General features: G+C 71.6%; 21 protein-coding genes and 1 tRNA gene. 13 read left to right on the top strand and 9 right to left on the bottom strand.

What is annotated here, in order from left to right; genetic code table 11:
• Window positions 1–24 precede the first annotated feature (24 nt).
• The 5 genes from FDM97_RS03390 (at window position 25) to FDM97_RS03415 (ending at window position 6354) form a co-directional block, all read left to right on the top strand.
• Window positions 25–1923: an MFS transporter gene (locus FDM97_RS03390; protein WP_432816189.1), complete on the top strand. Its 1899-nt coding sequence runs from the start codon at window positions 25–27 to the stop codon at window positions 1921–1923.
• 412 nt (window positions 1924–2335) lie between these two features.
• Window positions 2336–2791 (top strand): hypothetical protein, encoded by a 456-nt coding sequence (locus FDM97_RS36285; protein WP_254705479.1) that lies wholly within the window; start codon window positions 2336–2338, stop codon window positions 2789–2791.
• A gap of 111 nt (window positions 2792–2902) precedes the next feature.
• Window positions 2903–3625 carry a HalD/BesD family halogenase gene (locus tag FDM97_RS03400; RefSeq protein WP_254705885.1) on the top strand — a complete coding sequence of 241 codons (723 nt, stop codon included), beginning with the start codon at window positions 2903–2905 and terminating at the stop codon, window positions 3623–3625.
• 355 nt (window positions 3626–3980) lie between these two features.
• Entirely contained in the window at window positions 3981–4274 is a 294-nt protein-coding gene (locus FDM97_RS03410; protein WP_137988788.1) for a hypothetical protein, read from the top strand.
• 661 nt (window positions 4275–4935) lie between these two features.
• On the top strand, window positions 4936–6354 hold the full coding sequence (locus FDM97_RS03415) for an ATP-binding protein (RefSeq protein ID WP_137988789.1): 1419 nt from the start codon (window positions 4936–4938) through the stop codon (window positions 6352–6354).
• A 316-nt stretch (window positions 6355–6670) separates the two neighbouring features.
• On the opposite strand, the gene FDM97_RS03420 is transcribed toward FDM97_RS03415, so the two are convergent.
• The 7 genes from FDM97_RS03420 to FDM97_RS03455 form a co-directional block, all read right to left on the bottom strand.
• Window positions 6671–6743: transfer RNA gene (locus tag FDM97_RS03420), tRNA-Arg, on the bottom strand.
• Window positions 6744–7104: 361 nt separating this feature from the next.
• On the bottom strand, window positions 7105–7410 hold the full coding sequence (locus tag FDM97_RS03425; protein ID WP_349775370.1) for a glycosyltransferase: 306 nt from the start codon (window positions 7408–7410) through the stop codon (window positions 7105–7107).
• Between the two features lie 428 nt (window positions 7411–7838).
• Window positions 7839–8291: an iron chaperone gene (locus tag FDM97_RS03435; protein WP_137988791.1), complete on the bottom strand. Its 453-nt coding sequence runs from the start codon at window positions 8289–8291 to the stop codon at window positions 7839–7841.
• 48 nt (window positions 8292–8339) lie between these two features.
• Entirely contained in the window at window positions 8340–8792 is a 453-nt protein-coding gene (locus FDM97_RS03440) for a pyridoxamine 5'-phosphate oxidase family protein (protein ID WP_137988792.1), read from the bottom strand.
• A complete protein-coding gene (locus tag FDM97_RS03445) occupies window positions 8789–9205 on the bottom strand; it encodes a helix-turn-helix transcriptional regulator (RefSeq protein ID WP_137988793.1) in 417 nt (138 codons plus the stop codon). Before FDM97_RS03445 ends, FDM97_RS03440 begins: the two co-directional genes overlap by 4 nt.
• 32 nt (window positions 9206–9237) lie before the next feature.
• The gene (locus FDM97_RS03450) at window positions 9238–9648 is read right to left on the bottom strand and encodes a VOC family protein (protein ID WP_137988794.1); all 411 of its coding nucleotides are present in this window, start codon (window positions 9646–9648) and stop codon (window positions 9238–9240) included.
• A 52-nt stretch (window positions 9649–9700) separates the two neighbouring features.
• Entirely contained in the window at window positions 9701–9991 is a 291-nt protein-coding gene (locus FDM97_RS03455; RefSeq protein WP_137988795.1) for a hypothetical protein, read from the bottom strand.
• A 178-nt stretch (window positions 9992–10169) separates the two neighbouring features.
• Between FDM97_RS03455 and FDM97_RS03460 the strand changes: the two genes are divergently transcribed.
• The 5 genes from FDM97_RS03460 (at window position 10170) to FDM97_RS03480 (ending at window position 15330) form a co-directional block, all read left to right on the top strand.
• Entirely contained in the window at window positions 10170–11393 is a 1224-nt protein-coding gene (locus FDM97_RS03460) for a hypothetical protein (protein WP_137988796.1), read from the top strand.
• On the top strand, window positions 11381–12541 hold the full coding sequence (locus FDM97_RS03465) for a hypothetical protein (RefSeq protein WP_137988797.1): 1161 nt from the start codon (window positions 11381–11383) through the stop codon (window positions 12539–12541). Before FDM97_RS03460 ends, FDM97_RS03465 begins: the two co-directional genes overlap by 13 nt.
• A gap of 13 nt (window positions 12542–12554) precedes the next feature.
• Window positions 12555–13580, top strand: coding sequence for a hypothetical protein (locus FDM97_RS03470; RefSeq protein ID WP_137988798.1), 1026 nt, complete (start codon window positions 12555–12557; stop codon window positions 13578–13580).
• Between the two features lie 169 nt (window positions 13581–13749).
• A complete protein-coding gene (locus FDM97_RS03475) occupies window positions 13750–15066 on the top strand; it encodes a cation:proton antiporter (protein WP_137988799.1) in 1317 nt (438 codons plus the stop codon).
• Between the two features lie 30 nt (window positions 15067–15096).
• The gene (locus FDM97_RS03480) at window positions 15097–15330 is read left to right on the top strand and encodes a hypothetical protein (protein ID WP_137988800.1); all 234 of its coding nucleotides are present in this window, start codon (window positions 15097–15099) and stop codon (window positions 15328–15330) included.
• On the opposite strand, the gene FDM97_RS03485 is transcribed toward FDM97_RS03480, so the two are convergent.
• Window positions 15277–17049 carry a PH domain-containing protein gene (locus tag FDM97_RS03485; protein WP_137988801.1) on the bottom strand — a complete coding sequence of 591 codons (1773 nt, stop codon included), beginning with the start codon at window positions 17047–17049 and terminating at the stop codon, window positions 15277–15279. The genes FDM97_RS03480 and FDM97_RS03485 overlap by 54 nt on opposite strands.
• Window positions 17050–17266: 217 nt before the next feature.
• Between FDM97_RS03485 and FDM97_RS03490 the strand changes: the two genes are divergently transcribed.
• Window positions 17267–18946 carry a class I adenylate-forming enzyme family protein gene (locus FDM97_RS03490; protein ID WP_254705886.1) on the top strand — a complete coding sequence of 560 codons (1680 nt, stop codon included), beginning with the start codon at window positions 17267–17269 and terminating at the stop codon, window positions 18944–18946.
• Here the strand turns inward: FDM97_RS03490 and FDM97_RS03495 are convergent.
• A complete protein-coding gene (locus tag FDM97_RS03495) occupies window positions 18919–20190 on the bottom strand; it encodes a M6 family metalloprotease domain-containing protein (RefSeq protein WP_137988803.1) in 1272 nt (423 codons plus the stop codon). The two genes, FDM97_RS03490 and FDM97_RS03495, sit on opposite strands and share 28 nt — an antisense overlap.
• A 390-nt stretch (window positions 20191–20580) precedes the next feature.
• Between FDM97_RS03495 and FDM97_RS03500 the strand changes: the two genes are divergently transcribed.
• Together FDM97_RS03500 and FDM97_RS03505 are read left to right on the top strand one after the other, a co-directional pair.
• Window positions 20581–21243: a TetR/AcrR family transcriptional regulator gene (locus tag FDM97_RS03500; RefSeq protein WP_254705480.1), complete on the top strand. Its 663-nt coding sequence runs from the start codon at window positions 20581–20583 to the stop codon at window positions 21241–21243.
• Window positions 21244–21321: 78 nt separating this feature from the next.
• Window positions 21322–22854, top strand: a complete 1533-nt coding sequence (locus FDM97_RS03505; RefSeq protein ID WP_137988805.1) for an MFS transporter — start codon at window positions 21322–21324, stop codon at window positions 22852–22854.
• Window positions 22855–22868 lie beyond the last annotated feature (14 nt).

Below are 22868 nucleotides of genomic sequence, written 5' to 3' on the forward strand. Positions count from 1 at the left end.
AGACCGAGAGCGAGAGGGCCGCGAGTGACCACCGCCGAGCCGACACGCGCCGACGACGGTGCGCAGGCGCGGCCTGCCGTGCCCTCACGAATAGACCTTCCGGCCCCCCGCCCACCCACCGAGACGGCACCCAGTACGACGGGTGCGGGTGCGGGTGCGGGTGCGGGTACGGGTGCGAGTGCGCGTCCGCGGCCCCACCGCCGTAAGCGCCGCTACCCCGTCATGATCGCGACGGGCCTCGCCGCGCTCACCCACGTTCTCTGGGTCTTCCTGTTCGCGAACAGCGGCGGCGACCTCGCCGCCCAGGACGCGTGGGCCGAGTTCGTGGGGCGTCACCCCGACTCCGCGTACAACCTCGCCTGGTACGGCGGGATGCACCCGGTCTCGTACAGCGTCGTCTCGCCGTATGTGATGTCGGTGCTCGGCGTCCGTACGACGATGATGATCGCCGGCACGGTCTCGGCCGGGCTCACGGCGCTGATCCTGGTGCGGGTGCGGGCGGTCCGCAATCCGCTGGCGTGCTCGCTGGCCGGCGTCTTCGCGTTCCTGTGCAACGCCCTGTCGGGGCGGGTGACGTTCGGGCTCGGCATGATGTTCGCGCTGGGCGCGGTCGCGGCCGTCTTCTGCTGGCCGTACCGCTGGCGCCACAAGCGATGGGCGAAGGCGGCGGTCGCCGCGCCGCTCGCCGGTCTGGCGACCGCCTGCAGCCCGGTGGCCGGGCTCTTCCTCGGGGTCGCGGCGGCGGCTCTCTTCCTCAACAAGCGGCGCCCGGGCGCGTACGCCCTCGGTCTCGCCCCCGTCCTCGTCGTCGCGCTGTCCTCCTGGCTGTTCCCCTTCTCCGGTACGCAGCCGATGTCGCTGGCGTCGACGGCACTGCCGTTCCTCTTCGGCGTGCTGTGCTTCCTGCTCGTGCCGCGCGAGTGGCGCACGGTCCGCACCGGCGCGGCCGTGTACTCCGCCGGCACGCTGCTGACCTGGCTGGTGGACTCGCAGATCGGCTCGAACGTCTCCCGGCTGGTGATGCTCTTCGCGGGGGTGGTGCTGCTGGCCGCCCTGCCGTACGCGGTGCCGCGCTCGCGCCGGTGGTACGCGCTCGTGGTCGCGTTCGCCGGGCTGAACCTCTGGATCGGCTTCAAGGGCGTCGACGACATCATCCGTACCGCCCCGGACGCGTCCTGGGCCCGGGAGGTCGCGCCGCTGATCAACCAGCTGCAGGTGCGCGGGGCGGAGAAGGCGCGGGTGGAGGTCGTCCCGGCGTCCAGCCACCGCGAGTCCTCCGCGCTCACCCCGTACATCAACCTCGCGCGGGGCTGGAACCGGCAGGCGGACATGGAGCGCAACCCGCTCTTCTACGACGACACCCTCAACGCCGTGAACTACCAGGACTGGCTGGACCGCTGGGCGGTGCACTACGTGGTCCTGCCGACCGGGGTGCCGGACTCGGGCGCGGAGCGGGAGGCGGAGCTGGTCGGGGACGGGCTGCCGTATCTGAAGCAGGTCTGGTCCGACGCCAACTGGCGGCTGTACGAGGTGGAGAACCCGACCCCGCTGGCCAACCCGCCGGCCAAGGTGCGGCAGGCGCGCGCGAACGAGGTCGTGATCGAGGTCGACACCCCGGGGCGGGTGCTGATCCGGGTCCCGTACTCGCCGTGGCTGGCGCTCCTTGACGAGAACGGCGGGAAGATCGAGCCGCCGGAGGAGACGGAGGCGTCGAAGGCGGCGCGCGAGGCGTCGGAGTCGGAGTCGGAGACGGAGCTGCCGAAGGTCTTCCTGAACGAGTACGGCTGCCTGCTGAAGGCGGAGGCGGACTCGGAGGGCGACGAGTGGACGGAGCTGGTGGCGCCGAAGGCGGGCGTGTACCGGCTGGCGGCGCCGTACAAGATCTTTCCGCGGGGCACCGCATGCCCGGAGGAACTCCGCTGAGTCGGTCGTAGGGTGTGCCGCTATGGCATGCGAATGGTGCGGCGGCGTGGGCCGGGGCCCGCTGCCGGGGATGTCCTGCCGGCACTGCGCGGGCTCCACCCGGCCCGGGCGGGGCGGCATATGGGTGCTCGCTGTGGTGGTGGCGGTGGGCTGTCTAGCGGTGGTGGTGTCACTGGGCGGGTCGGAGGACCCGCCTCCGGCGGCGGAGACGGATCCGCCGGTACGGACGCTGCCGACGAGGAACGGCCCGACGGCGTTCCCGGGCGAGCCGCTCCCGGAGACGACCACGCCGCCGCCTCCCTCCCCGTCTTCTCCCCGCCCTTCCCCTCCCCTTCCCCCTCCCCCTCCTTCCCTTTCTCCTCCCTATCCCTACGAGGTGTGGGCGGGCCCGGGGTGTGAGGGCGGCGGCTATGTGGAGTCGGGTCGGTACGAGGACGGTGACGAGGGCTGGTACACGGTCGTGACGGGCGGCTACCGGGGCGGGGGCTGCGACGGCCGCTTCTCGGCCCTCCCGATGTCGGGCAGCGCGACGAAGGACCGCGACAACTCGGCCACCTGGACCTGGCACGTCGGCCCCGAGTACCGCACCTGCGCCCTGGCGGTCCACATCCCCTACCCGCCCCGCCCTCAGGACGCGGCGGGTGACCCCTCGGTCTACCAACTCCTGGCGAACGGCACCCCGTACGCCATCTTCGCCCTCGACCAACGCGCCAACCCCGGCACGCTCCTCCCGGCCGGCACCCACCACCTCCGCACCCCCACCTTCACGGTCCGCCTCCTCGACCGCGGCGAGGACTGGGGCACCCCGGCCCGCGAGAACGCCCACCACGCGGCGGCCCAGATGCGGCTGACGTGCACGCGCGCGTGAACGTGCATGCTTTCGGCCGATCCGGCCCGCCCGCGACTGAACCGTGGGCCCGCCGGGGACGCTCCTCCTGTCCCCGACCCGCCGACCGGAGGTGTACCTCACGTGCCGCCCATGCTGCACGCCCGTCCCCACGAGGACGACGCCGAAGCCGACGCCGCGCACGACCGCTTCCGTACCGACGGCTACCTGCCCCTGCCCGGCCTGCTGACCCCCGAGGGTCTCGAAGCGCTCCGTGAAGAGGCGTTGCGCCTGGAGAAGATCGCGCGGCGCCGCGACTTCGCCATGGCGTGCATGGACGGCTCGCCCCGCCACATGACGACACTCGGCGGCGAGACGATCGCCCGGGAGTCCCACCTGATCCCCGAGCTGTACGCGGACGCGGCCCTGTCCCACCTGCTCGCCACGCTCACCGCCGAGCGCGTCGTCGCCGTCCCCGACCTGCTCGAACGCCACGTACTGAACATCCTCCACCGCGAGGGCGACACCCACGGCGCGCACACCGACGACTACCCGTACGCGCTGGTCCTCTTCCTCGAGTCACCGGCGACCCCGTCCGACGGCGGCCTCCTCGAATTCGCCCCGCGGGCCGCGTCCTTGACCGCCCTGAACACGGCCGACTCCCGCGCGGCCCACCACCACCCGGGCGACGCCTACCTCCTGCGCAGCGACACCACGGCCCACCGCGTCACCCCATTGACCCGCCCCGGGTTACGCCGCACGGTCCTGAACTTCGCCTACACCACCACGACCACAGAGATCCGCACCACGCGATCGGCTCACGCCCTCTACGGCGACCCGGGGGACTTGCCCCTTCGGTGCGGCAGCCCGCGGTAGATCACCCAGAGGCTGACCAGAACCAGCACGGCTCCACCGACCGGCCACCCCACCGACCCGCCGTCGCGATACTCCCGGATGCCGCCCACGAAGAGGACCACGGAGAGGGGCAGTCCGGCCCAGTCGAGGGCCCTGCTCAATCTCGCGGGCACCGAGGGTTCGTTCACGGCCCGATCCTCGCAGGCGCCTACGCCTTCCACCAGATACGCAAAGACCCCGGACCATGATCGGCCCGGGGTCTTTCGGCTTGTGCCCCCGGCGGCGCTTCGTCGCTCAGTGAACTCACCCGATTACATAACGCTAGGATCGCGGACGTTGCCGCAGCCACGCGGCGGATCGAGATAGGGGCATCTGGATGGCCATCATCGTCACCTTCGACTTCCCTGACGCCGGACAGGAGCTTTACGACGCGGTCATCGAACGCGTGACCGGTGGGCAAGGCTTCACACAGTTCGCAGACCTGCCGACCACAGGTCTCGTCTCTCACGCGGCGGGTCCGGTTGACGGAGGGTTCCGCGTGACCGAGGTCTGGGAGAGCGTGGAGGCCCTCGAAGACCACGCGAAGACCTTCGGCCCGATCCTGGCCGACCTCGGCCATACCGACGTGCAGCCCACGATCATTCCGGCGCACAACGTCGTCGTCCGGTAGGACGGTTCAGGCTGCGCCTGGACTTCGCCGATCGCCCCGGACTCACCAGGTCTGGGGCAACATCCTTTGGGCCGAGGGTGAAGCGCATTGCCGACGCCCCGAGCGACTGTTCAGTGGGCGGTGTCCTCTCGGGTTCCGGCTCAACGGCTGGACATCGAAGAGAGCCCTGGAACGGGGTGGCGGGGCAAGCACTGCGCGAAGGCGCGTGAGTATGGCTCGCCACTGCTTCCAGCCCTCCGGGTCGACCCAGTTTGAGGCCGGCCCATCCTCGTCGTCGACGATGCGGGCGAGGGCTTCGTCGGCGAGTGCGCGCAGGTGGGAGGAGTCCAGCTACGGGTGTGAGTGCCATGGATGACCTGGTGGCGCCCCCGGCGCGCCATCGCGAGCCCACGGGTCCGTTGGTCAGCGCCGCGCGGCATGACCGGCCATCCGGCTCAAGACGGCTCCTGCTACGCCGTCCGCTCACGCGCCGCTCACGCATTCGGCGGCCGTGGGACGCCCAGCGGCGGACATGCTGTGGCGCCGAAGGCTGACTTCTCCCGTGGGTGTACCGGGGTAAGCAGCCATCCTTCCGAGCCAGCCCCTGTCACTAACGTCAATGTTACTAACCGTGGTGTTAGTATCTGCGAGAGGGCTAGGTAACACCTTGGAAGGTGGCGACATGGCAGATTTCGTGGGCAGGCGGCACGAGCTCGAGACGCTGGATCGCGAGCTGGGCAAGGTGACGGCCGGGGTCGGTGGGGAGCGGCCCGGGCGGTGCGTGATGCTTCGAGGACGCCGCCGGGTGGGTAAGTCGCGGTTGGTGGAGCGGTTCGCCGAGAGGTCTGGTGCGCCGTTCCTCTTCTATGCCGCCACAGGGGCGTCGCCGGGGGCGGCCCTGGAGCGGCTCAGCCAGGATGCGCAGTCATCCAGCCTTCCGCTGGCGAATCTGCTGTCCGCGGCCCGCCCGGCGAGTTGGGATGCCGCCTTCGATGTACTGGCGGCGGCGCTGCCGCACGACCGGGCGAGCGTGGTGGTCATGGACGAGGTGCCCTATTTGATGGATGCGGAGGGCGCCTTCGAAGGCATGCTTCAGCGGGCCTGGGACCGAGTGCTGGAGACGAAGCCGGTTCTGCTGGTTCTCATCGGCTCCGACCTGTCGATGATGGAGGCGCTGAACAGCTATGGACGCCCGTTCCACCAGCGCGGACGGGAGATGGTGCTGGGTCCGCTTAACCCGGCGGAGGTGGGCGAGATGCTCGGCCTCGACCCTGCCTCGGCCTTCGATGCGGCCTTGATCACCGGTGGACTGCCTCTGATCTGTGCAGAGTGGACGCACGGCGCCGGGATGTGGGAGTTCCTGCACGCGGCACTCAGTGATCCGGTCTCGGCCTTGCTGGTCTCGGCGGAGCGCTCGCTCGCTGCAGAGTTCCCCCAGCAGGTGCAAGCCCGCACTGTCCTCTCGGCGATCGGCAGCGGTGAACGGACGTTCTCCAATATCGCCCGCGCCGCCGGCGGGATCGGGGCGACCCCGCTACAGCGGTCGCTGGGAATCCTCGCGGACAAGCGGGTGATCGCGGCGGAGCTTCCCGTGTCCACGCGGCCTTCGAAGGATCGTCGCTACCGGGTCGCGGATCCCTACCTCCGCTTCTGGCTGAAGCTCCTGGGTCCGGCGATGGAGGAGATCGAGCGGGGCCGCAGTGACCTGACGCTGCGGCGCATCCGCGAAAACTGGACCAGCTGGCGTGGCAGGGCCGTTGAGCCTTTGGTGCGTGAGGCGCTGGCACGGCTGCTGCCCGACGCGAACCTCCCCGCCGCCCCCGCCATCGGCGGTTACTGGACCCGTACCAACGATGTGGAGATCGACGTCGTGGGAGCGGACCGCGCGCCAATCGCCAAGGAGTTGTTGTTCGTCGGCTCGGTGAAGTGGCTGGAGAACTCCCCATTCGACCGGCACGATCTCGCGGCGCTGCACCGACACCGCGCCGCGCTCACGCCTGCTCCCGTGCCTGTGATCGCTGTCTCGCGCAGCGGGACCGACTGTGCGGGGCTCGACGCTGCGTACGGCCCGGCGGAACTCCTCGCGGCGTGGTCCTCCTGAGCGCGCCGGGATGCATGTTGGTGTCGGGGCGTACGGCCTGTCGGCCGAACTCGGGTCGGCCGAGCCTCTCGCCCCGATACGCGATCTTGCCTTGCTAAGTCCGCCTGGACGCAACAGAGAAGCAGAGGCGCACCAGGATGTCGGTCGCCTGCGCGGGCCGAGCCGCCTCGACCAGGTCCACCGCGACCTCGGCACCGTGCCGACAACCTCGACGAGGTCGTCCTTCCGCTCACGCAAACGGCCCCGGACGGGGAGTCCGAGGCCGAATAGAACGCCTCCCTGGGGAGAAACCCCAGGTCAGAGCGGTAATGCGTTGTGCCCCCGGCAGGATTCGAACCTGCGACACCCGCTTTAGGAGAGCGGTGCTCTATCCCCTGAGCTACGAAGGCGGGGATCTGTCGGAAAACGTGTCTGAAAGTCTGCCGAGGTAGGCGGACCGCTCAGGCTTGCTTGGCGACAGGTCGCGATGGCAGCCCGGTAGGGCGTAGCCACCGCGGTCAGTGTAGCGGGTGGTGCCTGATCCGAGGGCGGAGAGAGGTGCGCACTGGCTCAGGCGGCGAGTGCATGGGTGATCTTGGCTCGGACGACGGAGTTGCTCAGCCAGGCGTAGCCGACGTAGATCAAAAGCGCTGCGTCGGCCCCGTAGGCAGGGACTCTCTTGTGGGGGTAGCTCTGGTCTGGGCTTTACCCCGGACAGGTGCAGGTGCTGTCAGACGGCGGTGTCGTAGCGGTTCCGCCGTCGCCCGCAGCTCACACGGCGACGCTCAGCAGCACCTCAGTGAGCCGGTCGGCCGCGTCTGGGCGCCCCAGCGTCCGCGCCTGATGCGCCATGTGCGCGCGGCGCTCCGGCGAGGCCAGGATCGGGGCGACGGCCTCGCGGAGGCCCTCGGGGGTGACCGCGTCCTTCACCAGGGCCACGGCGGCGCCGGACTGCTGGAGGTGGAGGGCGTTGTGTTCCTGCTCGTTGCCGGCCGAGGTGGCGAGCGGGATGGGGGCGGACGGTTTGCCGAGGGCGGTGAGTTCGGCGATCGTGCCGGGCGCCGCGGACCCGGACAAGGCCATCGCCGCCCTCGGCCTCACCGGCTTCGACTGCGCGCTGCCCACCGTCCCACGGGCCGACACCGGCTCCTGGTGTCGGGCACCAGGAAGTCAGTCCGCTGCGCGGGTCATCAGAATGCGTGGAGGTACACCCGGGCTTTGCCGCCTGGCATGTCGTACACGTAGATGTCGATCCACGCGACGCTGTGACGTCGGTGGTCCTTCACACACGGCGGGCACACTCCCGTCCAACGGGCACCCTTCAGCGTCTGTGGCTCTGGCAGGACCAAGTGCCCGAAGAGTTCCTCATCTCGTCGCTCTCGAACGACTTTCCTTCGTGGTCGCTTTCCACCGGGACGACGACCGTCTTGTTGCCCCCGGCCTTCGCGAACGCCCGGCGAAACCGCGGACCAGGGGGCGACGGCGCCCTGTTCCGCGCCGGGTCGTCAGCTCACCGCGTTCTTGATGAGCGCGCCGATGCGGGCCTCGTCGTCGGCGGTCAGCTTCGTGAGGGCGTAGCTGGTCGGCCACATGGTGCCTTCGTCGAGTTCCGCCTGGTCGCTGAAGCCGAGCGTGGCGTAGCGCGTCTTGAACTTCTGCGCGCTCTGGAAGAAGCAGACGACCTTGCCGTTCTTGGCATACGCGGGCATCCCGTACCAGAGCTTCGGCGAGAGGTCGGGTGCGTCGGCCTTGACGATGGCGTGGATACGCTCGGCGAGGACGCGGTCCGCTTCCGGCATCTCGGCGATCTTCGCGAGCACCTCGGTCTCCGGGTCCGCCTTGGCCGCGCGGGGGCCGCGGCGCGCGGAGGCCCTCACCTCCTTGGCGCGCTCCTTGATCGCGCTTCGTTCCTCGTCCGTGAATCCGTCGTGCTCGGCGGACGTCTCCGTGCGCTTCATGGCAGGTTTCCTCTCGATCAGTTGGTGTGGCGGGGGCCTCGGTCGCGGTCAGCCGAGCCAGTGGCCGTCGCGCATGAGGGTGCGTCCCCGCAGCTCGTTCGCCTCCCGCCAGGCCTGGATGCGCCGTGGCCGGATCAGGAAGTACTGGTACGGCTCGTCGAGCTCGCGCGGGTCGAAACCGGTCTTGGCCGCGAACGCGTCGCCCGTCCCCAGGGCGAGGTCGGCGACGTCCACCGGCTCGGCCGTGCCGTCGACCACGACGACGTCGCGCGTCGGCCCGAGGCCGAGTCGCACCTGGCCGTCCGCCAGGAGGTTGCGCCCGGTGACCGAGGCGCGCGGCGTGGAGATGAGGAACGCGGTCCCGTCCCAGAGGTACGAGAGCGGGACGAGGTGGACGCCCGGGGAGCCCGGTGTCGCGACCCAGAGATCGACGTCGCTCTCCAGTCGCGCGCGGGTGTCCCGCAGCCTCTCCTCGAGCCCACGCGGCGGCGTGCCTGTCATGCTTCCGCCAGTTGCGCGCTCGGCTCCACCCTCGCCGCAGCGCCGGCCGCGCCGCGCCGGTAGGCGGTGGGCGGCATGCCGACCAGCTCGGTGAAGCGGGTGCCGAAGGTGTCCGGGGACGAGCAGCCGACCGCGAAGCAGACCTCGGCGACGGTGAGGTCGCCGCGCCGCAGCAGCGCCGTCGCGCGTTCGACGCGACGTGCCGTCAGATAGGCGTACGGCGACTTGCCGTAGGCGAGCCGGAACTGCCGGCTGAGGTGCCCGGCCGGCATGTTCGCCGTGCGGGCGAGCGCCTCGACGTTCAGCGGGCGCGCGTACTCCCGGTCGATCCGGTCGCGGACGCGGCGCAGTCGCGCGAACTCGCGCAGGCGCTGCGCGGCGATGAGTGCGCGCCTCCATGCGGGATGACACATGAGAGAACCCTTTCCTCGGGGCGCCCAACGGCTCAGCGAAGCTCCTGGATGCGGATCAGGTTGCCCGCGGGATCGCGGAAGGCGCAGTCGCGAACGCCGTACGGCTGCTCGGTCGGCTCCTGGACGACCTCGGTGTCGCCGGACTGCACCTTCTCGAAAGTGCGGTCGAGGTCGCGGGTGGCCAGCAGGATCCAGCCGTACGTGCCCTTGGCCATCATCTCGACGATCGTGCGGCGCTCTTCCTCGGTGACCCCGGGGTCGGCGGCCGGTGGGGCCAGGAGGATGGACGTGCCGGGCTGATCGACGGGGCCGACCGTGATCCAGCGCATCCTGCCGTGTCCGACGTCGCTGCGTACCTCGAAGCCGAGGACGTCGCGGTAGAAGGCGAGGGACGCGTCCGGGTCGTCATGGGGAAGGGAGACCGTGTGAATGGTGAGGTCCATGTCCCTCACGTTAGTTGCGGCTCGTGACCGACGCTTCTCGATTCCTGATCGGTCAGTGGCCGTGGCCGCCGTGGCCGCCGTCGCCCTGCGCGCCGAGGAGCTGGGAGAGGGCCGTCGGGACGAGACCGGCCAGGATGAGCGTCATGCCCACCTCGAACGGGGTGATCCGCAGCGTGCCGACCGCGACCGCCATGACCAGTGAGCCCGCGCCCCAGAGGCGGGGGCGGTGGACGCTGCGGCGGAGCCAGGGGAGGGGCATGCGGGCGGTGGTCAGGGCGTACAGGCCCGCCGCGGCGAAGAGTGCCGCCAGCGGCAGGGTGACGATCAGGAGGAACGTGGACATGGCTGCCTCCACAGGGGTCTCGGGTCTCGCCGGGATGTTCTCAGCCGCCGTCCCCCATCGACATGCCGGGACCCGGCAGCCTGCGGGGGACGCTGCCTGCCGTCGACCGCAGGGGTGACACCCGTCGCGAGCTGCTCTGATAGCGTCCTCGGCCGGATCAGCGGGGGAAGGGCAGGAAATGCGCGGCATACAGGGGCGCACATGGCGCCTCTACGCAATATCGGGCGGGTTGCTCGCGGTCGTCGTCGCCGGGGCCGTGGTGTGGTTCTCGGCCGGCCGGGCGGAGCAGCGCGCGGACAATCTGGACCAACTGGGGCGGGCCTGCGCGGGGTTGCTGCCTCGTGAGCAGTTGGAGGGCTTCGTACCGGGGGACAGCGCCGGGGTCCTGGAGGAGTACGGGACGATGCTCGAGCCCGGCCGGGAGAGCCGCGCGCTGCTGGACTGCTCGCTCGCCTGGGGTGCCGGGGTGTGGGAGCCCGAGGCGCTGGTCCAGGTCCGGGCGGAAGCGCTGATCGCGACGCAGGTCGCGGAGGCCGACGCGGGGTCCCGGTCCATCGGTGACTTCCCGCTGCCCCTTCCGGCCGGCGCGAGGGGCGGTACCGGGGCCGACGACCGGGTCAAGGGCAGTGAGGTCAGCGCCTCGTTGCAGGTGGAGTGTCCCGGAGGGCTGCGCGGCCGGAGCCAGGCGTCCACGAGGTTCCAGGTCGAGGTGGAGCTGCCGTCGACGGCGGACAGCGACTACGACGTCTCCGACACCGAGCGGCTGCTCGCCGCCCGCACCGCCGTGGGCGTCGCCAACTGGGTCATCGAGCACCAGAACTGCGGCCGCGAGCCGATCCGTACCGACGCCTCGCCCCGCCCCGCCGAAGGTCCCGCGCCGACGAAGCTCTGCGCGTGGCTCGACCCGGACGAGCTGGGATTCGCCGAGGAGGAATGGGAGTTCTCCGGGGACGGCACGTACAACCCGCGAGCCGGGTTCTGCGGCGGACGCATCGCCGGATACGGCGCACCCACCGGCACGCCCGTCGTGGCGGTGCGGGCGGAGAGCTGGTCGGGCGAGTTCGCCCGCGGCGCGTACGAGCGGCACGCGTACGTCGGAACCGCTCCCGGACGGCGCGCGTCGTCGTCCGCCATCACGTCCTCGGACTCCCCGCCGACGCTGGCCCTGTGGGCCGAGTCGGTGTGCGACGGCGGCCCGAGCTACCACCGGGTCGCCGTCACCCCGGAACTCGACTTCGGGGGCAAGAAGGAAGTCGTCGTGGAAGACCACGTCCGCAAGCAGTTCTCGACGGACGCGCGCGCCGCGCTCGACCGCTATCTGGCGGCGCCGGACGGCTGGCCGACGCGTTCGCACTGCCACGACACCACGATCCTGGGCGAGGTGGAGGAATGGCGCCGGTGAAGCGACGCGCGGTGAGGGGCGCAGCCGGACTGGGCGCGCTGGTGCTGCTCGCGGGCGGCCTGTTCTGGTTCGCCGGCGGCGGCTACGAGCGCTGGTCGACCGGTCGGATGCTCACGAGCGCGTGTGACGGTGTGCTCCCCGCCGGCCAGGTCCGTTCCCTCCTCGGCGAGGGGCCGTTGAAGACGGGTGGCGACGAAAGCGGGGGCGGTCTCGACGACCCCACGACCTCGCTGCGGGTGGTGTGCGGCATCAGCCGGGTGACCGAGAGGAACGCGGGCAAGCCCGTCGACGACGGATCGGTGTCGGTCACCATCAACGGCGTACCGACGCTCGGCCGCGAGGCCCGGCACTACGAGACCTTCTACCCCACGCTGCGGTCCGAACTGCCGCCCGCCCCTCTGGGGCAGGGATGGAACGGTGCGTTCGGCATGGACGAAGACCACGGCGAGGCGAAGGCCACCACCGCCGTCCTGCTGGACTGCGCACCCGGCCGCGGTGACCTGCTGATCACCGTCGCGGTGAACGTGGAGGGGTACGTGGACGACAGCCCGCTCGACGACCCCGAGCGCCGCACCGCGTTCGCGCGCATCGCCACGGACACGGCCGCCAACGCCTCCCGCCGGTGGAACTGCGACGCCGACCTCGGCGAGGCGCTCACCACCGCGCCTCTGCCGGTCAACAAGGACGAGTACGTGGCCCCGGCGGACGCCAAGGGGACCTGCTCCGGCATCCCCGCCCGGGGCAAGGCCGTGGCACGGGCCTGGGAGAGCGGGCGCGGCACCACGCCGTTCGAGGCGTGCGTGCTGGGCGACACCGAGGGCCGCACCACCTACCGGCTCGCCGCGCACTACGGCCCGTACGCGGAGGGCGCGCGGCACGACCACGCCGAGCGCCTGGGGGACCCCGATCCGATCGCGTCCGGGCAGCGGTCGGGGCTGCTCGGGAACGGTGGTTACTGGACCACCGCCACCTGCCCCGGCAGCGGCGAACCCGCCTTCTTCTCGCTCATCCCGTACAGCGACAAGGCCAAGAGGTCGGACGCCGACCGGGCGTACGAGCTCTCCGTACTGAAGGTCTTCGCCGAGCGCTCCGCCGCGGCCCACCGCTGCGCCGCGCCCGCCGCGCCCACGACGACGACCGCACCGTGACAGAGGGGGAGCCGTGATCGGACGACGGACCAAGGCGGCAGGCGGAGCGCTCGTCCTGGCGCTCGTGGCCGGGGGGTTGATCTGGGGGTTCGGCCTGCGGGGCGACGGTTCGGGTCCTGTCCCCGAGGACACGTGCCGGGGAGCGCTGGCGGTCGAGGAGGCCAGGGGGTTCTTCGGCGGCGCCGAGCTGGAGTTCGGCGGGCACACCGCGGAATGGGTGGGCCATGAGACCGAGTACTGCGCGGCGTGGGCCCGTGGCGAGCAGTCCGGTGGCGTGCAGCTCAGGCTGAACATCCGTCCGGCGGCGGCCCATCGTGCCAGCGGCGCGGCGGAGGAGACCTCGGCGACGCCGATCGGATTCGGCTGGAACGGCTCCTTCGTGTCCGGACGCCGGCCCGAGGCCGGGGTGCTCGTCGACTGCGCCCCGCTGCCCGGCAAGGGCCTTCTCGTCCTGGCCGAGGCGCGCAAGGACACCGACGAGCTCTCCGACGCGCAGGTGCTCCAAGTGGCCCGGTTCGCCACCGAGTCGGCCCGCCGTGCGGCGGAGCGCTTCGGCTGCGAGGGGCCTCTCGGGCAACGCCCGTCGACCGTCGACCGTACGGAGTGGCAGGAGCGCCCCGTTGCCCGGGCGGAGGGAACCTGCCGTGGTGTCGTCGGTTCCCAGGACGCGGCCCGGCTGCGGCTCACGACGGTGTCGGAGATGCCGGCCGGACGTGCGCTCACCGAGAGGTGCACCATGGACCGGGCGGCGAAGGACCGGGCGACCATGCGCCGCTTCCGTCTGACCGCCTACTACGGGCCCTCCGCCGAACAGGAGATGTACCTGGACGGCCGCTACCCCGGCAGCGTGAAGGGCGCGGTCACGCGGTCGCAGCCCTGCAAGGGCGGCCTGGGGACCGCGTACTTCAAGTTCGAGGAATTCCCGCGGCCGGACGCCGAGAAGGGGGTGCGGAGCAGCGTCGCCGGTGCGGACGCGCTGAAGTTGGTGACGGCCTTCGCCACCGCCTCCGGGGCCCGGCACGGTTGTCCGGTGGCCTGATCCTCACCGCCCCTGATTGCCGGGTTCCGGCAATCAGGGGCCGGGCTCCGATGCGTATCAAGGACCTGTCAACGGCGCGTAAGGAACGTGTAAGGTCCGTCGCGGAGTGCCGGGAAGCCTGGTCGGCAAAGCAGGGGGCACGCCTCTGTATCGATCGAAGGATTCCGTCATGGTGCTCATCGCCGTCTTCGGGGCCGCGCTGCTGATCGCGGTTCTGCTGTCCGGGCTCGCCGCCCGTACCGTCCTGTCCACCTCGCTGCTGTTCCTCGTGGGCGGGGCGCTCGTCAGTGACGGGTTCCTGGGGTTGATCCACATCTCGCCGGAGAGCGAGATCGTGTCGGTCACGGCCGACTTGGCGCTCTTCGCGGTGCTGTTCACCGACGGCATGCACGTCTCCTTCGCCAAGCTGCGGGCCAACTGGCGCAACCCCGCCCGCGCGCTCGGTCTGGGCATGCCGCTGGCGTGCGTCGGCATGGCGCTGATCACGCACTACCTCGTCGGTCTCGACTGGACGACGTCGTTCCTCGTCGGCGCGGTCCTGGCTCCGACCGACCCGGTGTTCGCCTCGGCGATCGTCGGGCGCAAGGAAGTTCCGGCCCGGCTGCGTGAACTCCTCAACATCGAGAGCGGGATCAACGACGGCCTGGCGCTGCCGGTCGTCCTGATCCTCATCGCGGTCGCCGGCCCCACCTCGCCGCACGCGGAGGCGTCCTTCGGGAAGATCGGCCTGGAGCTGGCCCTCGGTCTTGGCTTCGGTGTGCTCGCGCCGCTGCTGGTCAACGGCCTGGTGCGGCTCCGCCACCTGGGTGCGGAGGCCAAGCTCCAGCCGCTGCTCCCGCTGGCCACCGGCGTCATCCTCTACGCGGCCTGCCACCTGACCCACGCCAACCCGTACCTGGCGGCGTTCTCCGCGGGCGCGGTGCTTGCGGCCGTATCGCCGGAGGCGAAGACGGCGTTCGAGCCGCTGGGGGAGTCGCTGGCCGAACTGGCCAAGTTCGCCGCGCTGCTGGTCTTCGGTGCTCTGCTGACGCCGCAGCTCTTCGGGGACCTGTCCTGGGGCGGGTACGTGGCGGTGGTCCTGGCGATCGTGCTCATCCGGCCCGCGTCGCTGCTGCTGTCGCTGCTCGGGACGTCGATCGACCGCCGGGAGAAGCTGGTCGCGGCCTGGTTCGGGCCGAAGGGCTTCGCCTCGGTCGTCTACGGTCTGCTGGTCCTGCAGGCCGGGATCCCGCAGGGGGAGGAGGCGTACACGCTCATCGCCGTGTGCATCGCCTTCTCGATCATCGCCCACAGCAGCACCGACGTCCCGATCGCCCGGCTGTTCCACGTCGACGACCTCGTGGAGGGGATCCCCCACACCCACGAGACGAAGGACGCCAAGGACGCCAAGGACGCCGGGGACGCCAAGGGTGCCGGGGACATCAAGGGTGCCGAGGCCGCCAAGGACGCCGAGGGCAGCGGCGTCGTCCCTCGTGCGCGCACCTGATCCGAGGTATCCACCGAAGGGGGAGGCACCATGAAGGACAAGCGCCGCGCCGCCACCACGTTCGCCGTCAACGGTCTGCTGCAGGCCGCGGTGGCCACCTTCTTCACCGTCGCGGGGGACAAGGCGTTCGGAGCCCCGCTGTTCTGGCTCGCCACGTTCAGCTTCGCCTGCGCGTGGTTCATGGAGCGCAGGGCGGCCGGCTCCCGCCCGTCAGAGCGTGAAGTGGACCGCTGCCGCCCAGAGGAGGGTGGCGCCGGTCAGTAGCGGCCCCAGGGGCATGCCGTGCTGGGCGCGCGTGGACGGGACGGTGGGGCGCAGGTCCGGGTGGTGGAGCAGGGTCCGGAGCGTGGCGGCGGCGCGGACGGCGGCCGGGCTGCGGCCGAGGCGTCGTTCGAGCCACGACCAGCCGACGGGGGACAGGCCCGCGTCGTCGTCGCCCGTGGTGCGGATCCGGATGCTGTCGTGGTCGGCGCGGACGGCGGTGATCTCGGCCCAGGGAACGTGCCGGACGCGCCAGGGGCCGCGCACCCACAGGCCCGTGCTGTCGGCGGTGACACGCCAGCTCAGGGCGGTGGCGGCCGAGCTGACGAGCCCGACGAGAAACAGGGCCCCGACCGCCCACTTCCAGGAGAAGCCGTCGGAGAACAAGCCCCAGACGGCGCCGGCCTCGACGAGGAGGAGGGCGATCGCCACCGTACGTGACGTCCGGTCGGCCGACAGGACCAGAGGCGGCTCCTGGGCGGCCGGGAGCGAGGCCCGGGCCGGCGCGGGGTGGATCGCGGAGACGAGGCACTCCGTGAGCGGTTCGCCCTCCGCGCCCGCGGCGACGAGGGCGAGCTTCGGGCCGCCCGTGTACGGGGTGCCGAACAGCACCGCCTCACGCAGGGGCGGTTCCGGGAGTTCCTCCGGCTCGTCCTCGGGCCCGTCCTCCAGGCCCTCGTCCTCCAGGTCGTCTTCGTCCTGGTCCTCTTCGTACACGTCCTCCTCGTACAGCGAGTCGATGTACAGCACCGGCCTCTCGCCGGCACGGTCGTCCGCCGCGTACACCCAGGTACGGTCCTCGTCCCGGTCCCCGCGGACCAGGACCCTGAGCACCGGCACCGGCACCGGCACCGGCCCGGAGCGCCGGGCCGCCGCGCCGTTGGCGAGGAAGGCGAGGCCGGGCACCGCCGTGAGCAGGACGAGGAACTCCCAGCCGGTCGTGTCGTACGGCTCGGCGGCCAGCCGCATCCAGTCGCCGTCCACCAGCACGTCCACCCGCGAACCGGCCTCGTGCTGCTCCGGGAACAGCGCGTCGAAGGTGTGCGTGCCGGCCGCCCCCTCGAAGCGCACCTTCAGCGTGAGGTCGTCCTCGTCCGCCTTCACGACGACGGCGCTCGTCGTCTCCGCCCGCGCGGCCCGCTCCTCGTGGTCGGAGACGACCCGCAGCCCCTGCCACACGGCGAAGGCCGACACCGCGAGCAGCAGCGCGGCCAGGGCGAAGGAGAGCCGGTGCCCTGGGGGCGCGGGCATGGGCGCCCGTGCCGCCCCCGCCGCCTCCAAGGCCAGCGAGCGCTGCTGTCGCACGGCGTCCACGCGGTGGAGCAGGGTGGCCGCGGCGTAGAAGACGGCGAGCAGGAGGGCCGTGTTCGGCACGGACGGCTCCATGAGGGTGCCGTCCACGAACAGGGACACGGTGGACCCGGCCAGGGTGAGCAGCGCGAGGCCGGGCCGCTGCCAGAGCCAGTACAGCGTGAGGACCTGGACCACCGCGCCCGTCAGGCCCGGCCAGTCCGAGGCGCAGGGCGTGGCGGTGGAGCACACCGGGTAGGGGGTGTCCGCGATCGACCAGACGGCCGAGGCCAGCAGGGCGAGGAACGCCCACAGCGGGTCGGCCCACGGCCGCGGGGCGGCCTCGCGCCAGCGTTCGGCGTCCGCCGCGCGCCACGCGGCCGCGCCCGGCGGTATCTCTTCGGCAGCCAGTGGCAAGGGGGAGTCGCTCACCCGCGCATTATGGATGCGGCCGGGAGTTGACGGTCGGGGAGGGCGGGCCTAGCGTCCGACCGGGACTGAGCAAGCGCTTAGGGATCAGGAGAGGGAGCACGTGGCCGGAGGAGAGACGACGGCAGCGACAGCGACGACGGCAGCGGCAGCGACGACGGCGGCAGCGACGACGACGGCGGCAGCAGCGGCGGCAGCGGCAGCGGCGGTCGCCGCGCGGCTGGCCGCGCCCGGCGCGCCCTTCGCCGTCGAGGACGGGGTGTACGTCGAAGGTCCCCGCACGCTCCGGGAGTTCGTGGAGGCCACCTGGGCCTACGGGGACCAGGTGTTCCTGGTGTCCGAGGACGGGACGCTGACCTACCGGGAGTTCTTCGACGCCGCCTGTGGGCTCGCCCGCCGCTTCGTGGACGACTACGGGCTGCGCCCGGGGGACCGGGCCGCCGTCGCGATGCGGAACCACCCCGAGTGGCAGATCGCCTTCTGGGCCGCCCAGCTCGCCGGCCTCGTCGCCGTCCCCCTCAACGCCTGGTGGACCGAGGACGAGTTCGCGTACGCCCTCGACGACTGCACGCCCCGGATCCTGGTCGTCGACGGCGAGCGGGTGGAGCGGGTACGGGCCTGGGCACGCAAGCACGACGTCCCGGGCATCGTCGTCCACGGGGAGCCGGGGGAGGGCTCGGCGGCGGTCCCGGAACAGGGGTTCACCGCGTACGTCCGCGACACCGATCCCCTCCTGGGGCCGCCGCTCGTCGACGTCCTGCCCGAGCACGACGCCACCATCATCTACACGTCCGGGACCACCGGCCGCCCCAAGGGCGCCGTGGCCACCCATCTCGCGCAGGCCGGGGCGGCGATGAACCCGCGGTACTACGCCGCCGCCTCCGCCCTCGGCCGCGGGACCGTCCCCGGCCAGGGCCCCGCGCCCGTCTCGCTCACGACGTTCCCCTTCTTCCACGTCGCCGCCTTCACCTCCTTCTACTCGGTCATGGCCGCAGGCGGCACGCTCGTCCTCATGCGCAAGTGGGACGCGGCCAAGGCCCTGGAGCTGATCCGCGAGCATCGCGTCACGCACTACGCGGGCGTGCCCACCACCGCTCTCCAGCTGCTCGATCTCGCCGAGCGCACCCACGATCCGCTGACGACGCTCACCATGCTCAACACCGGCGGAGCCGCCGCCCCGCCCGAGATCGTCGCCCGGATCACGGCCGCGTACGGGGAGCGCGTCGAGCCCCGCAACGGCTACGGGCTCACCGAGACCTGCGGCGGCGTCTTCGCGAACTTCGGGGCCGAGTACCGCGCGTACCCGCGGAGCGTCGGCCGTCCCACGCCCGCCACCGAGGTCCGCGTCGACCGGCCCGACGCCGACGGCGTGGGCGAGCTCCAGCTCCGCGGGCAGGCGCTGATCCGCGGCTACTGGGGCGACGAGGAGGCGACGAGGAGCGCCTTCACCGAGGACGGGTGGTTCCGCACCGGGGACCTCGCCCACCTGCGCGAGGGGCGCGTCACGATCGTCGACCGGCTCAAGGACATGGTGATCCGCGGCGGCGAGAACGTGTACTGCGTCGAGGTCGAGGCCGTCCTCCACGACCACCCCGCGGTCCTCGACGCCGCCGTCCTCGGCGTACCGCACCCCACCCTCGGTGAGGAGGTCGCCGCGGTCGTACGGCTCAAGGGCGCCCCGGCAGCGGCGGCAGCGGCAGCCGTCACCGCCGAGGAGCTCCGGGCCCATGCCGGCGCGCGCCTCGCCGCCTTCAAGGTGCCCGCCCATGTCGTCGTACGGGACGAGGAGCTGCCCCGCAACGCCGCCGGGAAGATTCTCAAGCGGGTGCTGCGCGACGAGCTGCGTGACGAGTTGCGCGACGAGTTGCGCGATCAGCTGCGCGTCACGCGCACGCGGTAGGCGCCGGACGTGTCCTCGTCGATCACGGTGATGCGGATCCCGTTCGTCCGGTCCGTGAAGGTCTCGCCCGGGCGGTACGGGGCGTCCGACAGCTCCGCGTGGACGTTCGGGCGGCGCGTGCAGCCGCCGCTGTCCTTGTCGCTGTCCGCCACGGTCACCGGACCGTGCCCGGTGTCGACGTCCGACTCCACCCGGTAGATCAGGACGCCCGGCTCGCAGACGGCCTCGTCGTTGCCCTCGCGGGTGCGGACCTCGACCGCGTAGCCGGACTTCTCCGAGAGCGGGACGAAGGCGAGCTTCGGGCCGCCCGCGACAGCCAGCGGGGTCAGTGTGTACTCGCTCGTGCCGGCCCCCGACGCGCAGCCGATCTGTTCGTCGTCGAGCCAGCCCAGCTTCCACTTGTGCCAGCCGAGGAGGTCGTTGTTGGCCCCCCAGTCCTCGGACATGATGTCCCAGTGCCCGACCGTGCCCCCGCCGTCCGCGGTGTAGAGGTCGGGCAGGCCGAAGACGTGCCCGTTCTCGTGCGGCAGGACCCGGTAGCCGGTCTCGGCGTACGTCCCCGAGCCGTCGTCCTGGCGGCTGTAGACGAAGGACGTGTTGGAGAGCGGGACGCCGTCCGCGTACGGGGCCTCGTCGTTCCCCGAGAAGGTGACGGACAGGACGGTGTCCAGGGCCGAGGGCCCGGCGTTCGGGGTGACCAGGATGTTGACGAGGTCGTACGCGCTGAAGTCCACCTTCGGGTCGGCGGTCTTCACGATGTCCTCGACGAGGCCGCGGTAGCCCGGCTCGTACGGTGAGCCGCGCTCTATCCCGTACGAGGAGAACGGCCTCGGCATCCGCAGCCAGTCGGGCAGCGGGGCGTCGGGGCGGTACTGGAGGCGCCCGTACGAGCTGGTGCGGAACCAGTCGGCGGTCTTCGGGAAGAACTCGGCCAGGCGGCCGAGCGCCGTGCCGTCCCCGGGCGCGTCCGGAAAGTCGATCATCAGGTTGAGGGCCCTGATCCGGCCCGTGGAGCGGGCGTATCCGGGGGCCGTGGGCAGCCCCTCCGACATCTGCACACCCATCGTCGTCGCGATCCGGCAGGGCCCGAGCGGGGCGTTCCCGGGGGCGGTGGCCACCGGGCCGGCCGAGGCCGGTGCCGGGCCGGGGAGGCTCGTGCTGGCCGAGGCCAGGGCGGCGAGCACGAGGGCCGCCGCGGCGGCGAGGACGACGGGTCTGCGTATCCGCCGGCGGGTGTGCTGCATGCGGTCGCCTCTCTGGTCGGCCAGGCTCTGCTGCTTCTGTCGGTTGCCTCTGTCGCGCTTGCCTCTGTCGCGCTTGCTTCTGTCGCTTGCTTCCGTAGCGCTTGCTTCGGTTGCCTCTGCCGGCTGCCCGCCACCTGCCTGCCAGGCGCTGGTCAGCCGCTGGTCAGCGCCGGTCGGCGCCGCTGTTCGTCAGCCTGTGTCGAGTGGTGCGGGCGCGCGCGCCGGGTGGCCCGATCAGGGGTATTCCGCCGCAGGACGCAGATGTGTCCCAGGTCACAGTTGAACGGGGAAATAACCGGGGAGTCCGTCCCCGTTTACGCCTGTGCTCGAGGAAGTGGGGACTCAGTCCCCGGATCGATTTCGATCGACGTTCCGGAAGGAGGCCGTGGCGTGACCACCGAAGCCGAGACCGCGCCCGTCCGCCGCGTACCGCGCCCGCGGGCCGACGCCCTGCGCAACCGCGAGCGGATCGTGACGGCGGCCCGCGAGATGTTCGTCGAGTTCGGCCCCCAGGTGCCGTACGACGAGATCGCGCGCCGCGCCGGAGTCGGCAACGCCACGCTCTACCGCAACTTCCCCGAGCGCTCCGACCTCGTCCACGAGGTCGTCCTCTCCGTCATGTCCCGCATCACCGACCTCGTGGAGGAGGCGGTGGCCGAGGAGCACGACACCTTCGCGGCGCTGCGCCGCTTCACCCACGCCGCCGCCGACGAACGCATCGGGGCCCTGTGCCCGATGATCGACGGCGCCTTCGCCCAGGACCATCCCGAACTGCACGCCGAACGCGATCGGTTGGAGCAGGCCGTGCAGGGCCTGGTCGACCGTGCGCAGCAGGCGGGGCGGCTGCGCGCCGACGTCGGCGTCGGCGACCTGATGGTGGCCGTCTCCCAGCTGACCCGCCCGCTCCCCGGCACCGCCTGCCCGAACATGGACCGTTTCGTCCACCGCCATCTGCAGCTGTTCCTGGACGGTCTCGAAGCGCCCGCGCGCTCCGTACTGCCCGGCTCGGCCGCCACTCTGGAGGATCTGCGAGGCGACTGGCCACAGGCGTGACCGCGAGCTGACCGTCCCGTAACTCCCTTACTCCGTACGTCCGTTTTCTCCCTTACGCACCAAGAGGTGGCTACCCCCATGTCCGAAACAGATCCCCGGCGCTGGAAAGCGCTGGTCTTCATCGCTCTCGCCCAGCTGATGGTCGTGCTGGATGCGACGATCGTGAACATCGCGCTGCCCTCCGCCCAGCAGGACCTGGGGATCTCGGACGGCAACCGGCAATGGGTCATCACGGCCTACGCGCTGGCCTTCGGCGGTCTGCTGCTCTTCGGCGGCCGCATCGCCGACCTGTGGGGCCGCAAGCGCACCTTCGTCGTCGGCCTCATAGGCTTCGCCGCCGCCTCCGCGCTCGGCGGGGCCGCGACCGGCGAGGCGATGATGCTCGGTGCCCGCGCGCTCCAGGGCGCCTTCGGCGCACTCCTCGCGCCCGCCGCGCTCTCCCTCCTCGCGGTGATGTTCACCGACGGCAAGGAGCGCGCGAAGGCGTTCGGCATCTACGGCGCGATCGCCGGTGGCGGTGGCGCCGTGGGCCTGATCCTCGGCGGCTTCCTCACCGAGTACCTCGACTGGCGCTGGACCTTCTTCGTCAACATCCCCTTCGCGATCGTCGCGGCCGCGGGTGCGTACTTCGTCATCCGTGAGCCGGCCGGCGGGCGCAACCGTTCGCCGCTCGACATCCCGGGCGTGGTCCTGTCCACCCTCGGTCTGGTCGCGCTCGTCTACGGATTCACCCGCGCGGAGTCCGAGGGCTGGTCGGACCCGACGACGATCGGCCTCTTCGTCGGCTCGGGCGTGCTGCTCTTCGCCTTCGTCCTCACCGAGTCCCTGGTGAAGTCCCCGCTGCTGCCGCTGCGCGTCCTGACCGAGCGCAACCGCGGCGGTGTGTACCTCTCGCTGGGCCTGGCCGTCATCGCGATGTTCGGTCTGTTCCTCTTCCTGACGTACTACCTCCAGGTCGTGAAGGGGTACTCGCCGGTCAAGACCGGTTTCGCGTTCCTCCCGATGATCGTGGGCATGATCACCGGCTCGACCCAGATCGGTACGCGGCTGATGACGCGGGTTCCCCCGCGCTGGCTGATGGGCCCGGGCTTCCTGACCGCGGGCGTCGGCATGCTGCTGCTCACGCAGCTGGAGGTCGGCTCGTCGTACGCCGGTCTGATCCTGCCCGCGCAGCTGCTGCTCGGCCTCGGTATGGGTACGGCGTTCATGCCGGCCATGTCGCTCGCCACGCACGGCGTCGACCCGCGGGACGCCGGTGTGGCCTCCGCGATGGTCAACACCTCGCAGCAGGTCGGCGGCGCCATCGGTACGGCGCTGCTGAACACGATCGCGGCCTCGGCCACGACCGCGTACATCGCCGACCACGCGGCCGGCGCCACCACCCCCGGCGCCCAGAAGCTGCTCCAGCTCCAGGGCATGGTCGAGGGCTACTCGGCGGCCATCTGGTGGGCGGTCGGCATCCTGGTCGTCTCGGCCACGATCGCCGTCACCTTCATCAACACCGGGAAGCCGGGCGGCGGCCCGGTGGCCGGGTCCGGCGGGGCCGCCGGGTCCGGTGAGTCCGGTGAGGAGGGCGAGGCGGCGCTGAAGATCCCCGTCGTCGCCCACTGATCCTCGGTGTGGGG

It is taken from the genome of Streptomyces vilmorinianum, from assembly GCF_005517195.1.
GTDB classification, from domain to species: Bacteria; Actinomycetota; Actinomycetes; order Streptomycetales; family Streptomycetaceae; genus Streptomyces; species Streptomyces vilmorinianum.